14 protein-coding genes are annotated in these 16904 nt (G+C 45.6%); all 14 read left to right on the top strand.

The genetic code is table 11. The features are described from left to right. The first annotated feature begins 90 nt into the window (after nt 1-90). The 14 genes from H6F77_RS20885 (at nt 91) to H6F77_RS20820 (ending at nt 16752) form a co-directional block, all read left to right on the top strand. The gene (locus H6F77_RS20885; protein ID WP_190490780.1) at nt 91-1335 is read left to right on the top strand and encodes a WD40 repeat domain-containing protein; all 1245 of its coding nucleotides are present in this window, start codon (nt 91-93) and stop codon (nt 1333-1335) included. A gap of 118 nt (nt 1336-1453) precedes the next feature. After that, nucleotides 1454-2713, top strand: coding sequence for a WD40 repeat domain-containing protein (locus H6F77_RS20880; RefSeq protein WP_309228895.1), 1260 nt, complete (start codon nt 1454-1456; stop codon nt 2711-2713). A gap of 139 nt (nt 2714-2852) precedes the next feature. Further along, nucleotides 2853-4040, top strand: a complete 1188-nt coding sequence (locus H6F77_RS20875; protein ID WP_190490778.1) for a WD40 repeat domain-containing protein — start codon at nt 2853-2855, stop codon at nt 4038-4040. Nucleotides 4041-4199: 159 nt separating this feature from the next. Further along, complete coding sequence (locus H6F77_RS20870) at nt 4200-5000, top strand: pentapeptide repeat-containing protein (protein WP_190490775.1); 801 nt, start codon at nt 4200-4202, stop codon at nt 4998-5000. Nucleotides 5001-5201: 201 nt separating this feature from the next. After that, a complete protein-coding gene (locus tag H6F77_RS20865) occupies nt 5202-6125 on the top strand; it encodes a pentapeptide repeat-containing protein (protein WP_190490773.1) in 924 nt (307 codons plus the stop codon). A gap of 194 nt (nt 6126-6319) precedes the next feature. After that, nucleotides 6320-8068, top strand: a complete 1749-nt coding sequence (locus H6F77_RS20860) for a WD40 repeat domain-containing protein (protein WP_190490771.1) — start codon at nt 6320-6322, stop codon at nt 8066-8068. 62 nt (nt 8069-8130) lie between these two features. Then, complete coding sequence (locus H6F77_RS20855) at nt 8131-9222, top strand: pentapeptide repeat-containing protein (RefSeq protein WP_190490769.1); 1092 nt, start codon at nt 8131-8133, stop codon at nt 9220-9222. 185 nt (nt 9223-9407) lie between these two features. Further along, nucleotides 9408-11075: a WD40 domain-containing protein gene (locus H6F77_RS20850; protein ID WP_190490767.1), complete on the top strand. Its 1668-nt coding sequence runs from the start codon at nt 9408-9410 to the stop codon at nt 11073-11075. A 97-nt stretch (nt 11076-11172) separates the two neighbouring features. Then, nucleotides 11173-12156 carry a response regulator gene (locus H6F77_RS28750; protein WP_309228894.1) on the top strand — a complete coding sequence of 328 codons (984 nt, stop codon included), beginning with the start codon at nt 11173-11175 and terminating at the stop codon, nt 12154-12156. Nucleotides 12157-12335: 179 nt separating this feature from the next. Further along, the gene (locus H6F77_RS20840; protein WP_190490763.1) at nt 12336-13553 is read left to right on the top strand and encodes a WD40 repeat domain-containing protein; all 1218 of its coding nucleotides are present in this window, start codon (nt 12336-12338) and stop codon (nt 13551-13553) included. Between the two features lie 119 nt (nt 13554-13672). Continuing rightward, nucleotides 13673-14887 (top strand): WD40 repeat domain-containing protein, encoded by a 1215-nt coding sequence (locus H6F77_RS20835; RefSeq protein WP_190490761.1) that lies wholly within the window; start codon nt 13673-13675, stop codon nt 14885-14887. A gap of 81 nt (nt 14888-14968) precedes the next feature. Next, on the top strand, nt 14969-15109 hold the full coding sequence (locus tag H6F77_RS20830) for a hypothetical protein (protein WP_190490759.1): 141 nt from the start codon (nt 14969-14971) through the stop codon (nt 15107-15109). A 129-nt stretch (nt 15110-15238) separates the two neighbouring features. Continuing rightward, nucleotides 15239-16039, top strand: a complete 801-nt coding sequence (locus tag H6F77_RS20825; RefSeq protein WP_190490757.1) for a GUN4 domain-containing protein — start codon at nt 15239-15241, stop codon at nt 16037-16039. 110 nt (nt 16040-16149) lie between these two features. After that, nucleotides 16150-16752 carry a hypothetical protein gene (locus H6F77_RS20820; protein WP_190490755.1) on the top strand — a complete coding sequence of 201 codons (603 nt, stop codon included), beginning with the start codon at nt 16150-16152 and terminating at the stop codon, nt 16750-16752. Nucleotides 16753-16904 lie beyond the last annotated feature (152 nt).

Below are 16904 nucleotides of genomic sequence, written 5' to 3'. Positions count from 1 at the left end.
AAGGGTGCAATAAGCCGCGCAGCCAGGGATATATGCGATCGCGATCGCCAGACTCAAAACGCTTAACTGTAGGTTAGGAGCAAAGGTGCAATGCCAGAAAATCCCAATCAACCGAGAGATGATGATGCTGTATTGGGGGGCGATTCCCAGCCTCCCACTTATGCTGTTGTCTTAGGCGGGTTAGAAGGTGTGAAGAGACGCTTTGCTAGTACAGTTGAATCGCAAAGAATTCTCGCACTAAACGATGCCTTCAATTATGGTGAATCAGGGTTAGATTTTGTGATTCAAGCCTTGCAGGATGAATCAACGGGGGTAAAGCGGGCAGCATACTCGCTATTGCTGACAAAGACAGAAACGAAAGCCTACACCGCCTTAGAAAAATTCAATCATTATCAATTTTTTGAGTGTCTCCGCACCTTAAAAGAGCATTCAAACTTTATTAGTTCCGTAGCAATAGCCCCGACTGGTAAAATTATTGTCAGTGGCAGCGGCGACATGACTATCAGAGTTTGGTATGTCGAGAGGAATTGGTGCCTGCGCACGCTATTTGGGCATAGATCCTATGTTACTTCCGTAGCAATAACCCCGGATTGTAAAACTATTGTCAGTGGCAGTTGCGACCACACGATCAAAGTGTGGGAGCGCGTGACGGGTGACTGCCTCCACACGCTACAGGGGCATTCAGGCTCTGTTGATTCCGTAGCAATAACCCCGGATGGTAAAACTATTGTTAGTGGCAGCAGCGACAACACCATCAAAGTGTGGGATATCTCGACGGGCGAGTCTTTGGCCACTTTCAGCGGGCATTCAGACCGTGTTGATTCCCTAGCAATAGCACCAGATGGTAAAACTATTGTCAGTGGCAGTTACGACAAGACTATCAAAGTGTGGGATATTCTCACGGGCGAGTCTTTGGCCACTTTCAGCGGGCATTCAGACCGTGTTGATTCACTAGCAATAGCCCAGGAGCGCACGCTAGAGACTGATTTAGGCGCTGTTAAGTCCGTAGCAATAGCCCCAGATGGTAAAACTATTGTCAGTGCCAGTTACGACAATACTATCAAAGTGTGGGATATCATGACAGGCGAGTGCCTACGCACGCTAAAGGGGCATTCAAACTTTGTTCTTTGCGTAGCAATAGCCCCCGATGGTAAGACTATTGTTAGTAGCAGTTCGGATAAGACTATCAAAGTGTGGGATATTCTGACGGGCGAGTGCAAGGGCACTTTCAGCGGGCATTCAATCACTGTTATTTCCGTAGCAATAACCCCTGATGGAAGGACTATTGTTAGTGGCGGTGGGGACAATACTATGAAAGTGTGGGGAATGCGCTAAGGGAAGTCTGAAGTATAACCTCGCGAGGATAATTTGGGTGAGTGTTGCGGGGATGCGATCGCTCGTTGTAATTAGCCTACGCACCTTGGGGAATAAGCGATCGATAAGCCATGCTTGAGTGGGATATGCAACGCGATCGCGCATACTCGAAAAATTAGCCATATTCCAACAACGCAACCATAAAACCACAATGCCAGAAAATCCCAATCAACCAAAAGAATACGATGCTGTATTGGGAGGCGATTCTCAGCCTCCAAGTAATGCTGTCGTCTTAGGCGGGTTAGAAGGTGTGAAGAGACGCTTTGCCAGTACAGTGGAATCACAAAGAATTCTCGCACTAAACGATGCTCTCAATTATGGCGAATCAGGCTTAGATTTGGTGATTCAAGCCTTGCAGGATGAATCAGGGGGGGTAAAGTGGGCAGCATACTCGCTACTGTTGACGAAGACAGAAACTAAAGTCTCCATTGCCTTAGAAAAATTCAATCCTTATCAATTTTTTGAGTGTCTCCGCACCTTCAAGGGGCATTCATCCGATATTTATTGCGTAGCAATAGCCCCCGATGGTAAAACTATTGTCAGCGGTAGTTTAGACCGCACCATCAAAGTGCGGGATCTCGTGACGGGCGAGTCTTTGCACACGCTACATGGCCATTCATCCGATATTTATTCCGTAGTAATAGCCCCCGATGGTAAAACTATTGTCAGTTGCAGTTACGACAGCACCATCAAAGTGTGGGATCTCGTGACGGGCGAGTCTTTGCGCACGCTAGCGGGGCATTCACTCTCTGTTTATTCCGTAGCAATAGCCCCCGATGGTAAAACTATTGTCAGTGGCAGTGCGGATTACACCATCAAAGTGTGGGATCTCGTGACGGGCGAGTCTTTGCGCACGCTAGCTGGGCATTCATCGTATGTTGTTTCTGTAGCAATAGCCCTCGATGGTAAAACTATTGTCAGTGGTAGTTACGACAAGACTATCAAAGTGTGGAATATCGTGACGGGCGAGTGTTTGTGCACGCTAGCTGGGCATTCAGACGATGTTCGTTCCGTAGCAATAGCCCCCGATGGTAAAACTATTATCAGTGGCAGTAGCGACAAGACTATCAAAGTACGGGATATACACAGGGGCAAGCTGCGTACCATTCAGGGGCATTCAGACGATGTTCGTTCCGTAGCAATAGCCCCCGATAGTAAAACTATTGTTAGTGGCAGTAGGGACAACACCATCAAAGTGTGGGATATCGTGACGGGCGAGTGCAAGTGCACGTTACAAGGGCATTCAGGGGCGGTTCATTCCGTAGCAATAACCCCGGATGGTAAAACTATTGTCAGTGGCAGTTGGGACACGGCCATCAAAGTGTGGGGAATAAGATAAGGGAAGTTTGAAGTATTCCTCGCGAGGATGATTTGGGCGATCGCATCCTTGCAAAATTCTCCTATGCACGTTGGATTAGATGCGATCGCGCATACTCCAAAAATTAGCCATATTCAAACAACGCAACTATAAAACCACAATGCCAGAAAATCCCAATCAACCGAGAGAATACGATGCTGTATTGGGAGGCGATCGCCCGCCTCCAATTAATGCTGTTGTCTTAGGCGGGTTAGAAGGTGTGAAGAGACGCTTGGCTAGTACACAAGAAGCGCAAAGAATTCTCGCACTAAACGATGCCCTCAAATATGGTGAATCAGGCTTGGATTTGGTGATTCAAGCCTTGCAGGATAAATCGGGGGGGGTAAGGCGGGCAGCAAATTCGCTACTGCGGACAAAAACAGAAACTAAAGTCAAAATTGCTTTAGAAAAATACAATCCTTATCAATTTTTTGAGTGTCTTCACACCTTCGAGGGGCATTCATTGGGTGTTAATTCCGTAGCAATAGCCCCGAATGGTAAAACTGTTGTCAGTGGCAGTGGCGACGAGACTATTAAAGTCTGGGATATAGAGACAGGCGAGTGTCAGCGCACGCTATATGGGCATTCAGAGGATATTGTTTCCCTAGCAATAGCCCCCAATAGTAAAACTATTGTCAGTGGCAGTATGCACTACACCATCAAAGTGTGGGATATTATGACGGGCAACTGCCAGCGCACGCTAGAGATGGATTCAGATCTTTTTTCTGTAGCAATAGCCCCGAATGGTAAAACTATTGTCAGTGGCAGTTACGACAACGCCATCAAAGTTTGGGATATAGAAACAGGCGAGTGCCAGCGAACGCTACATGGGCATTCATCCTATGTTAGTTCCGTAGCCATATCCCCGGATGGTAAAACTATTGTCAGTGGCAGTAGGGACAAGACTATCAAAGTGTGGGATATTCTGACGAGCAAGTCTTTGGGCACGCTACATGGGCATTCAGACGTTGTTCGTTCTGTAGCAATAGACCCGAATGCTAAAACTATTATCAGTGCTAGTGATGACAAGACTATCAAAGTGTGGGATATTCTGACGGGCAAGTCTTTGGGCACGCTACATGGGCATTCAGAGGATGTTGTTTCCGTAGCAATAGCCCCGGATGCTAAAACTATTGTTAGTGGCAGTAAAGACAACACCATCTTCGTGTGGGGTCTGGTGACAGGCGAGTCACTTCGCACGCTAGAGGGGCATTTAGACGCTGTTACTTCCGTAGCAATAGCGCCGGATGGAAGGACTATTGTTAGTGGCAGTTACGACAAGACTATCAAAGTGTGGGGAATGAGATAAGGGAAGTTTGAACTATTACCTCGCGAGGATGATTTGGGCGAGTGTCGGGATGCGATCGCGCTTTGGGGAATAAGCGATAGACAAGCTGCGCTTGAGTGGGATATGCATCGCGATCGCCAAACTGAAAACGCTCTACTGTAGGTTAGGAGTAAAGGTGCAATGCCAGAAAATCCCAATCAACCGAGAGATGACGATGCTGTTCTTGGGGGTAAAAACCCTGCGCCTATTGGCAGCGTCGTCTTGGGGGGGCTGGAAGGAGTTAAAATGCGGTTGGCGATCGCACCTACTGTCGAGCAAAAAGTTGCAGCACTTTCTGAAGCGCTAAAATATGGACTCGCTGGCTTAGATTTGGTAATTCAAGCCTTGCAAGATTCTTCACAACAAGTGTGCGATACTGCATCTTCCTTACTCCAGAAGCAGCGACATCCAAAAGCCGACCTAGCATTACGCGCCTACCGCGTGCAGCAACTACCCAAGCGTTATGCAGCAGGAGAGCGCGATTTTAAAAAATTAGACCTTTATGGCGCAAAACTCAGCGAAACTAACCTCAGTCAGGCTAACCTCAGCGAAGCTAACCTGAGAGGGGCAGATCTCAGACAAGCTGACTTGAGTCGCGCGTTGGTGAGAGAGACAGACTTGAGTAGAGCAGATCTAAATAGAGCAGACTTGAGTAGGGCAGACCTTTATGGGGCAAACCTGAGTCGGGCTAAATTGAACGATGCGAACCTGAGTCGGGCTAATTTGAGTTGGGCTAATTTAAGCGACGCCAACTTAATGGGGGCTAACTTAAGCGATGTCAACTTAAGCAATGCCAATTTGAGCGACGCCAACCTGTGCGGGGCTAACTTGAGTAGTGCTAAACTGAGCGGGGCAGATTTGAGCGGGGCTATTTACAACGCAGAAACCAGATTTACCAAAGGTTTTAGCCCCAAAAATAGCGGTGCAGTTTATTCAAATTAATGAAGAGGGCGACGAGCGATCGCCATAATAGTAAATAGAAACTCATGCAAATTTAAGAATAATTGTAGGTTGCGTTGAACGAAGTGAAACCCAAAATTTGCCAGTATTTGTTGGGTTTAGTGCCGCAACCCAACCTACACCTTATTTATACGCGCACGCGATCGCTAAACTGCAACTATTAGCAACATCTAAAATACTGCGATGGCAGAAAATCCCAATCAGCCAACAGAATACGATGCCATCCTTGGCGGCGCATATCCAGCCCCTCCTGGCGCAGCTATCTTGGGGGGACTTGAAGGTGTCAAGCACCGCTTGGCTTCTGAAGCTGTATCGCTGCGGAGTAACGCCTTTAAAGAAGCCCTTAAATACGGTCAAACAGGCTTAGACCTGGTAATTCAAACCTTAAACGCAGACCGCAAGGGCAACTCTACCAAAGAACTCGCGCCTAGAGCCAACCTCAGCGGCGCAAATTTAAGCGGAGTAGATTTCAGTGGGGTAAACCTCAGCCGCGTAAACCTCAACGGCGCAAATCTCAGCGGCGCCAACCTCAGCAAAGCATACCTAAGCGGCGCCACCTTAAGCGGTGCAATTTTAAGCGGCGCTAACCTCAGCGGTGCAATCCTCAATAGCTTAGATCTCAGTAAATTAGACCTTAGCGGTTTAGATCTCAGTGGTGCAAACCTCAGCGGCGCATACCTGCGAGAAGCTAACCTGAGTTGTGCTAACTTAACTGGGGCATACTTGCGAGAAGCTAACCTAAGTTGGGCTGACTTGACTAAAACTAACCTGAGTCGGGCTATATTAAGCGGGGCAATCTTGCGAGAGGCGAACCTGAACGGGGCAAATTTGAGCGGGGCATACTTGAGTTGGGCGCACCTGCATGGGTTAGACTTGCGCGAGGCAGATTTAAGCGAGGCAGATTTAAGCGGTGCAAACCTGAGCGGGTTAGATTTAAGCAGGGCAAGCTTGAGTAGGGCAAATCTCTGTTGGGCAAACCTGCGCGAGGCAGACTTAAGCGGTGCAAATCTGAGTAAGGCAAATCTAACTAAAGCTACTTACAATATGGCAACTAGATTTCCTAAAGGCTTTAGTCCCAATAGAGCCAAAGCGATGCTATCGAAATAAATTATATCGCATTTTTAGGGAATTAAAATAGCGATCGCTGTTTTATAGTTACAATCAATAATTATCGCAATCGTCAATGATTTGGGGAACTTACAGATGGGGTTTGTTGAACCGCGAAGACGCAAAGTACGCGAAGGAAGAGAAAAAAAAGCTGGTTTCCAATAATTAATAATTAACGCCTTTGTAATTTATTCATGTTCAACATCATTACTTTTTCAGACTCAATATTTAACGACTCAGATTGGGAACTGGTTCCCTGGATGAGCGGTAATGGTGGAACAACGGCGGCAAAACAAGAAGTTTCTGGGGGAAATCCCGGCACTTTTCGCAGCATTGTTAATCATGTCAACACGGCAGCGGTTGACAATTCCAACATTTTTGGTTTTAATTTCCGTCGCGGCGCTAGTTATAACCCCTCGAAGCAAGGAGCGATCGCGTCTATTAATTACTCTGAAGATTCTATCCTCATCGAAGGTTTTGGAGAAGGTCAAGCAACTGGGCCAGCTTTAAAGCAAAATGGTAAATTATTTTTTACTGCTCCTCCCAATAGTTTAATTATTCCTAATAATATCTGGGCTACTCAAGAAAAGCTGAACTTACAAGCAGAGGATTTTAGAACGCCAGAGAGTCCGGACGAACATCCGGATTTTTCAATTTATGGCTCGATTATTGAATTCGGATTTTTTCGTGCCAATACTGCAACATTAAATGGATATGCGATCGCTGCTGGTATCGATAACTGGTATATCTCCATTATCCCCACTATTCAAGCCAGACCATACGATGCTGTCAAGGGCGGCGAAACTCCACCCCCTACAAACGCTGTAGTATTGGGAGGACTCGATAGAGTCAAAAAACTCCTAGCAAGTAATATTCTCGAACAACAAATTACAGCCCTAAACGAAGCGCTGAAATATGGGCAACCAGGGTTAGATTTAGCCTTTAAAGTTCTTAAAGAAGAATCGCAACCGCTGCACAAAGAAGCTTATCGCGTATTGCTGAAGAAGATAGAATATCCAAACGTAATGCAGGCATTACGCGAGTATAATTGTTATCGCTTTTTTGATTGCCTGCAAACTTTGGGCGGACATCCGCATAGTGGAATTGCTTCTGTTGCTATTAGCGCCGACGGCCAGACTATAGTTAGTGGCGGTGCTTATCCCGACAACACAATTAAGGTGTGGGATTTGTCAACAAAACGAGAAGTTCGCACTATAAAGGCACATTCCCATATTGTTAGTTCGCTTCTACTTAGTCCGGATGGAAAGACTTTGGTTAGTTGCAGCCACGACACTACAATAAAAGTTTGGAACGTGCGGACGGGGCGAGAAATTCGCACCTTTAAAGCAGCGAGTGCAGTTGATGCGATCGCTATCAGTCGCGATTGGCAAATTTTGGCGGCTGGTAGTTATGACTGCACTGTTAAAATCTGGAATTTGCAAACTGGGGAAGAACTCGGCATCCTCAAAGGACACGCAGGCACTATTACTTCTGTTGCCCTCAGCGCTGATGGCAATACTCTGTTTAGTGGTAGTGGCGACTCGACAATTAAGGTGTGGGATGTGAAGTCAGGAAGGGAAATTTACACTCTTAAAGGCCATGCAAGTTCTGTTTCTTGTATTGCCCTCAGTAGCGATAACAATACCCTGTTTAGTGGCAGCCATAGAACGATCAAAATTTGGGATGTGAAGAAGAAACGAGAAATAGGCACTCTCAACGGACATACAGGCTATGTTTTGGGGCTTGCTTGTAGCGCTGATGGACAAACGCTATTTAGCGGGGGTAACTATGACGACAAGAAAATTAAAATTTGGAATTGGCAAACAAGACAGCATATCCGCACTTTAGAGGGGCATCCATCAGGTGTTTGCTTTGCCCTAAGTGGTGATGGTCAAACCTTGGTAAGTGGGAGTTATAACGTAGAAGTTTGGGGTATGGGGTAAAGGCGCGATCGCTGCTCTGCATTGCTTGGGAAGACTATTAGTAGTGCAAGAGGAAAGGTGCAATGGCAGAAAATCCCGATCTACCCAGAGACTACGATGCTGTCAAAGGCGGTGAAAACCCAGCACCATTGAGCGGTGTAGTCTTGGGAGGGCTGCAAGGAGTCCAGATGCGTTTGGCCAGTTCAATTGTCGAGCATCGAGTCGCAGCGCTAACAGAGGCATTGAAATATGGGGAAGTTGGCTTGGATTTGCTTATTCAGGCTTTGCAGGATGAATCGCTGCAAGTATGCGCTCAAGCATATTCGCTACTCCGAAATCAGCCAGCATTAGCGGAATACAGCACCAAGCTAGGCAAGGAACTACTCAGCCGTTATGCAGCAGGAGAAAGGAATTTTGCCAGGGTAGACCTGAGATGGGCAAATCTGAGAAAGGCACTGCTGAGAGGGGCAGACCTAAGTGGGGCAGATCTACGTGGGTCAGACCTAAGCGGGACAAACCTAAGCTTGGCAGACCTAAGCGGGACAAACCTAAGCTTGGCAGATCTGAGAGGGGCAAGCTTGAGAGAAGCTTCCCTGAATAGGGCAAACTTGAGTAGGGCAAACCTGAGTGGCCTAAACCTGATTTGGGCTTCCCTGAGAGGGGCAAACTTGAGAGAGGCTTCCCTAAATAAGGCTTCCCTGAATAGGGCAGACTTGAGAGAGGTAGACCTGAGTAGCGCAGACTTGAGAGAGGTAGACCTCAGAGAGGCAAACCTCAGAGGGGCAAACCTGAGTATGGCAAACCTCAGAGGGGCAGACCTGAATATTGCAAACCTCAGAGAGGCAATCTTGAGAGAGGCAGACTTGAGTAAGGCTTGCTTGAGAGAAGCAAAGTTGATTGGGGCAGACTTCGGTGGAGTAGACTTGAGTGGAGCCGACTTGAGTAGAACAAAGTTGATTGGGGCAGACTTCGGTGGAGTAGACTTGAGTGGAGCAAAGTTGATTGGGGCAGACTTGAGTGGAGCCGACTTGAGGAGAGCAAAGTTGATTGGGGCAGACTTGAGTGGGGCAATCTTGAGAGACGCAGACTTCTATGGAGCCGACTTGAGCGGAACAAAGTTGAGTAGGACAGACCTGAGAAAGGCTTTCTACGACGACGAAACTATTTTCCCCTGACGTTTTACCCACATCTAACCTTAATCCCCCGCAAAGTGAACGAGTAGCGAAGTAGCGATCGCTCGTCTGGCTGCTATTGCAACGCGATCGCATATATCGAGTGGACTATCAAGTAGTGGCGCATCTGTCTACTAAATTAGTAACCTCGATATAGAATTCCGCCGCTACGCACCAAGGGGATAGTTATGGCTAGTAACAAAGTTCTCGTTATCGATGACGCCAAAAGCGTTCGGATGGCAATCCCAAGGATGTTAGCTCTACTTAACTGTGAAATCCTTGAAGCCAAAAACGGCGTTGAAGGACTCGATTTAATTCGCCATCAACACCCAAACTTGATATTACTGGATTTTTTGTTGCCTAAACTCAGCGGTTGGGAAGTATATCAACATCTTCAGGCAGATCCCAAACTCCAAAAAATACCGTTGGTAGTGATGGCAGGCAATCGGGAAGATGTGACAGAAAAAATTCCCCAACCATTCGATTATTTTGAATTTCTAGAAAAGCCCTTTCAGCCACAGCAGTTGATTAATGCAATCCAATCAGCTATTAATAAATCCACTCTGTCTCGGATGTCAGCCAAGCAAGCGATCGCCACCAATCCCAACCAACCGAGGTCATACGATGCCGTCATGGGCGGTAATACCCCAAGCCCCTTCGCCAGCGCAGTTTTGGGAGGCTTGGAAGGCGTCAAAAGACGGTTGGCAAGTCCTGTTTTTGAACAAAGAAATGCTGCGTTAACAGACGCTTTAAATTATGGCCAACCAGGTTTAGATTTAATACTTGAAACATTTAATAACTCTAACGATAGATTAAAGTTAAAAGCATATTGGTTACTTGAAAAAAGGACAGAACCAGAGATATTAAACGCCATAGATTCATTCAATCCTTATAAATATTTCCAGTGCATAGACACCCTACCTGGCGAGGGGGGCGGAGTGTGGTCGGTTGCCATTAGCCCCAACAGTCAGATTTTAGCTACTGACAGTTTTGATAAAACTATCAAGCTGTGGAATTTGCCACCTGGCGATCGCGATGAAGTCGCCACTCTACAACGCTCCTTGGATGGGCACAATGGCTGGGTTTCTTCTGTTGCCTTTAGTTCCAATGGTGAAATTTTAGCTAGTGGCAGTTCTGACGGAACGATTAATATTTGGAATTTGCAAAATGGCGAACAGATACGCACTCTTAAAGGGCATATTGCCTGGGTTTCTTCTATCGCCTTTAGCCCCGACGGTACAACTCTCATCAGCGGTAGTAAGGACGCTACTATTAAACTTTGGAATCCCTACACAGGCGAACTGAGAAAAACCCTCAAGGAACATTCAAGCTGGGTTAATTCTGTAGCTATAAGCCCCGATGGTACAACTTTAGTCAGTGGTAGTAATGACGAAACCATTCGTATCTGGAATCTGGACACAAAAACAGGCACAGCGATCGCATCCGATGCATTTACCCTCCAGAGTAAGTCAGGCTGGGTTAATTCCGTCGCCATCAGCCCCGATGGGCAAATTTTAGCTAGTGGTAGTAATTACAGCGCTATTCATCTATGGAATCTTGACACAAAACAAGGCACAGAAGCGCCCTCTTTACAGCGCACGCTTAAGAGGCATTCAACCAGTGTTAGATGTCTGGTTTTTAGCCCAAATAGTCAGATTTTAGCCAGTGGCAGTAATGACGGTATTATTAATATCTGGGATCTCCAATCCAAAAGCGGTGAGGAAGCGATCGCGTCTTTAGAGCACAACCTCACGGGGAATTTAAAATATGTTAGATCCCTCGCCTTTAGCCCCAATGGTGACATTTTAGCCAGTGGCGGTAATGACGGCACTATCAAAGTGTGGGGAGTGCGCTAGAAAGGCTTCTATTCCCCACCATCAAATACTGCGATCGCACTAATTTTAATCATTACCCTCAATAACCTCGATAATATAGTTCTACCGCTAGGCACAAGTGGGGGGATGCGTGGCTAATAACAAAATTATAGTAATCGATGACAGCAGGGCGATGCGGAGGGCTATCCGAGATATGTTACATATGAGTAACTTTGAAATTCTGGAAGCCCCAGACGGCATGGTAGGGCGCAATTTACTCGATCGCGAACGCCACAATTTGCACTTGATAATTCTCGATTATTTATTGCCTCTCGTTAGCGGTTGGGAACTATATCAGTATATCCAAGCAGATCCTCTACTCCAGAAAATTCCCTTAGTGTTAATGTCAGGATATATAAAGGGGGTGATAGAAGAAATTCCGCAACCTTGGGAGAATTTTGAATTTATTGAAAAGTACTTCGATAAGACGGCACTAATTGCAGCGATAAATTCCGCGATCGCCAAATCTAGGGCGCGGGAACTATCAATTTCTCAATTTCCCCCCATGAACAATAACCCCAATCAACCTAGAGAATTTGATGCTGTTCTAGGCGGTCAAAACTCATTACGCAACGATGCTGCTGTTTTGGGAGGGCTAGAAGGTGTTAAAAAGCGGTTGAACAATCCAGCAACCAAGGAAAGGATTGCTGCCTTACCTATCGCTTTAAATTACGGTGAAGAAGGCTTAAAGTTGATAATTAAAGCCTTAAATGATAAATCTTGGCAAGTAGAACAGGCAGCGTATTTACTACTTCGAGATAGGGCAGAACCAAACGTACTGCAAGCGGTAAGAGAATATATTCAGTCTCCATCCAGACAGTTAAATAGCCAAATATTTGCTAAAGTACAGCGCGTTCTTAGCGCTAGTCTCAAAATTGAAGCAAACCGCATCAATGTAAATACCGATATTATTAAAAATTTACACGCGAATGATTTAGATATAGTTGCGGTGGTATTAGCATTGGAGTCAGAGTTCCATATTGAAATTGACGATTCAGATATCGAGCAAATTACAACCGTTCAAAAAATTGTTGATTGCGTTATCCAAAAGTTGCATAAGTAACCGTAAACAGTAGCGACGATATCATCAATATGTGGGAATTACTGCAAAAATAGGGAATTAAGTAATTGGCAATTGGGTAAAGAGCATTAGTGTTGGTGAATCGACACGAAAATAGACGGCGCGATCGCGCAATTTGCTATTTTACACTACAATTGTAGTATAAAAATACTGAAGGAGCAATGGCACACAATATCAATCAGCCAAGATCTTATGATGTTGTCTTAGGCGGTCAAATCCCAGCGCCAGTTAATGGTGCCGTTTTGGGGGGGGTGCTAGGAGTCAAGCAACGTTTTAAAAGTGCAATTGAGCATCAACGCATCAATGCTGTAAAGCAGGCACTAAATTATGGACAAGAAGGCTTAGACTTAGTAATTGAGGCATTAACAGACTCTTCTTTGCAGGTGCAGCGAACTGCATATGCGATACTCCAAAACTGTGAAGAAAATAAAGCCAAAATTGCTTTACAGGAATACAATCCTTATCAACTATTCCAGTGTCTCTACAGACATTCGACAGGACAGGGGACTGATTATTCAATAGCAATTAGTCCCGATGGAAATACCCTTGTTAGTGGCGGTAGCGACCGAACAATCAAAGTGCGATCGCTGCAAACTGGCAAAATAGTTCGCAATTTCACCGGACATTCCCATTCAGTTTATGCTATTGCCATTAGTCGGAATGGGGAAACTCTTGTCAGCGCTAGTAAAGACAATACAATTAAAGTATGGGATTTACACGGCAGCCTACAAGAGACTCGCATCATAGGTTCTGGTTTGCTGTGTTCGCTGATAGGGCATGACGGCGAGGTAAACTGCATAGCGATCGCCCCAAATGGTAATACTATTGTCAGTGGTAGCGAAGACTCTACTATCAAATTGTGGAGTTTACGCACAAGAAAAGCAATTCGCACTCTGAGTGGACATTCCGCTGGAATTAAGTCCATTGCTATCAGTCCCAACGGCAATATTTTAGCCAGTGGTAGTGCTGACGGAACGATAAAACTGTGGGATTTAACCACTGGAGAACTGTTGCAAACCGTTGATGGACATTCCCAATGGGTAAAATGCCTTGCCATTAATGCTGATGGAAAAATCCTTATTAGTTGCGGTGGGGATAAATTAATTAAGCTGTGGGATTTACCAACAGGAGAATTACGGCGCACCCTTACAGGACATTGGGGCGAAGTTAACTGTGTTAGAGTTAACCCGGATGGACAGACTCTCGTCAGTTGCGGTTGGGATGAGAGGATTCTACTGTGGCATTTGGGTACTGGGGCGTTGCTGCACACCCTTGAAGAACATCAGGGCGGAGTTGTTTCTCTTGCTGTCAGTCCAGATGGTATGACCCTTGTCAGTAGCAGCCACGATAAGACGATGAGAGTGTGGGGCGTGCGGTAAAAGGGCTATGGGAAATTGGGAATTGGGCATTAAATTAGGGTCGGAATTTTGCCCAGTCGCCCGATTAACCATTACTTATTACGCATTAAGATTGCTATTAGTGTAAGGGTAAAAGTGTAATGGCAAATGCTAATCAACCGAAAGAATATGATGCCGTCAAAGGTGGGGAAGCCCCAGCACCATCCGGCGGTATGGTTTTGGGAGGAATTGAAGGTGTCAAGAAACGCTGGGCGAGTGGAGTTGCCGAACAACAAGTTGCAGCCATTAAAGATGCTGTAAAGTACGGCAATGCAGGCTTAGAATTAGTAATAAAAGCTTTAAATCAGCCCTTAGATGAAGTACAAAAAGCTGCTTATTTGGTATTGCGATCGAGGAAAGAAGCCGAAGTTCGTAAAGCATTAACATCATTTAATCAGTATCAATTTTTTGATTGCATCCGCACGATTATAGGGGGTACAAATATTGCCCTTAGTGGGGATGGAAAGGCGATCGCGTATCTTCGCGGTAAGGCAATTAAAGTTTGTAACCTGAAAAATGAATTACTCTATAGTATTCCTAAATATCCCAGAGCTAAAGAATCTTTCGCTATCAGTTCCGATGGAGAAACGCTGGTTAAAGCTATCAATACTTCTAGCTACTTACTCGAAATTTGGCAGGAGGGGGAAAAGCAGCACGCCCTCTACGGACATGAATTAGAAATTAGCGCGATCGCTATGCTTCCTGATGGTGAATCGGGCACGGAAACACCTCCCCTAGTTGCTACTGGCAGCCACGATACAACTATCAAAATTTGGAATTTAGATACTGGTAAGCTCGTATTTAATATTAGTCGTTCGCTAATTTGGGGTACGCATACATCTGGAATTTCTTGTCTTGCTTTCACCCCTGACGGAAAAACTTTAGTTAGCGGTAGCGCCGATTCAACAATTAAATTGTGGAACCTACGAACTAGAGATAAACCACGCACTCTTAAAGGCCATACAGGTAGCATTTTAGCAATTGCGATCGGCCCCGATGGACAAACTATGGTAAGTTCCAGTAACGGTTGGCCTAAGCCTAAAATTAAACTGTGGCATCTCGGTACTGGGGAATTAATACCCACTTTTGAAGAACAGTCGCCCTTGATTGGTTGCTTCGCTTTCAGCCCCGATGGACGTATTTTAGCTGGAGGTAGTTACAATACAATCGTACTTTGGAAGGTAAAGACGGGCGAGGTACTTCACATTCTTGAAGGACATGAAAGCTCAGTTACTTGTCTTGCTTTCAGTCGCAATGGTCATACTCTCATTAGTGGTAGCGAAGATAAAACAATCAAGGTGTGGGGAGTGCAATAAAGTTTTGAGGTTAAAAATAAAATTTTGAATCTTGTAGAGACGCGATTCATCGCGTCTGAGTTTTGATTAATCAAGGGTAGGGTGGGGGATGCCCACCAAAAACTGCTTTATAGGTTAGACGGACATAACGAGTCAGTTCTATCTGTTGGCTTCAGTCTAGATGGAGAAAACCTGTGCAGCGGCAGTGCAGATGGGACAATTAAGATGTGGGGCGTGCGGTAGATACATTATTTAGCGTGTAGCTAAATAGACGATAGACACCCAGGCGGTGGATGCCACCTACTTTACGGGGTAAGGCAATGCTTCGCCTACGTCTAATGCGGCTTTTAGATTGGGGATAATGGAGAGAAGATGGGAGAACTTAGAAGCCCTAGAGATGACGATGCTGTACTTGGCGGTCAAAATCCGCCCCCTGTAGCTGGCGCAGTATTGGGGGGACTCCAAGGAGCCAAAATTAGATTAGCCCGTGCAGGTGTAGAGCAAAGGATTGCTGCCCTAAAAGATGCCATAAAATATGGTCAAGACGGCTTGGAAGTAGTGATTCAAGCCTTGAAGGATGAATCGGGGCAAGTACAGAGAGCCGCTTTTTTGCTACTCCAACAGCAGAAACCACAACCGAGAATAACAGAAATTTTACAGGAATATCCCCCTTTGATATCTGCCGCAGGTGTAGACTACACGCGACTGCAAAAGCTACTAGCAGCAGCTAACTGGGAAGAAGCCGACGCAGAAACTGGAGCTATTATGCTATCGGTGTGCGATCGCCAAACAGAAGGCTGGCTGAGAATATCCGACATTGAAAATTTTCCCTGCCAAGACTTAACCACCATCGACAACCTCTGGGGAAAATACAGCCAAGGGCAATTTGGCTTTAGCGCCCAAAAGCACATATGGCACAGCCTTGGAGGAAAACCGGGCATCTTTGATTGGGAAGCCTGGGGACTATTTGGCGAACGAGTCGGATGGAGGAAAGACGGCTACTGGATTTACCACAACCACCTTAACTTCACTTTAAATGCTCCTAGCGGGCACCTACCTGGATGGATTTTGGGCAAGCAGGGAATGGTCGATGGCGATTTTTTGTTATTTGGCGGTGCAGTAGCAATCTTTTTTAAAGGGTGGGGTTCTCTGCTATCACGTCGAGACTGGTAAGCAAGGCAAACGCATTCCCAGGCAGAGCCAGGGAACAAGGGCAAACGGAAATATAATTGTGGGCAATACCCCATGCCCTATTAACCATTACCAATTACCCAAACAGTGCGATGACAAATAATCTTGAACAACCAAGAGAATATGATGCCGTCCTGGGTGGTCAAACTCCAGCTCCGATGGGCAGCCTTATTTTAGGAGGACTAGAAGGTGTTAAGTGGCGATTAACAAGTCCAATTGTCGAGCAAAGAATTTCTGCCCTTCACGAATCTCTAAAGTACGGTGAAGCTGGCTTAAACTTGGTTATTCAGGCTTTAGGTAATAATTTTTGGAAAGTACGCCAAGCCGCTTATTCGCTACTTGAAACACGAAAAGATCCTTTAATAGAAAAGGTTCTGGAGGAATACAATGCTAAAAACAACAGATATACTCTTTTCGTCAATATGGCGCGTTCTGGAAAAGCCCATAATATTGATAAGCTAATGGATGCTTTAGAGAATAACCAAAACTGTGCCACTTACAAGTTAGTTGACTACGCTCTTAGCTTAGTGGAGACAACCGAAGGAAAAGAGCGAATTAAACACTATTTGTTTAACGGCACTCAAATGCAGAGAAATTACGCCGCACTTTTCTTTAAACGGCTAGGAATGAAAGAAATTTTAACCCTTGCTGTAAATCAAGGTTGCATTGACAGAGTGCAAGCCTTTTCCAAGTAGCCGATAGCATTACATGATTGGCTAAACATAGGCAGCAACGCACCTACTTTACTTCCTACCCAAAGACCTTACCATTACCCACATATCCCCTCAACACCCTCACCATAAAATTTGCATTTTTCAGTAAATATTTTGAGGGATATAAATCCTAA

Source organism: Microcoleus sp. FACHB-831, assembly GCF_014695585.1.
In the GTDB taxonomy this organism is placed as follows: domain Bacteria; phylum Cyanobacteriota; class Cyanobacteriia; order Cyanobacteriales; family FACHB-T130; genus FACHB-831.
Note: the sequence above shows the minus strand (reverse complement) of the source record. Positions and strands in the feature narration are given on the sequence as shown.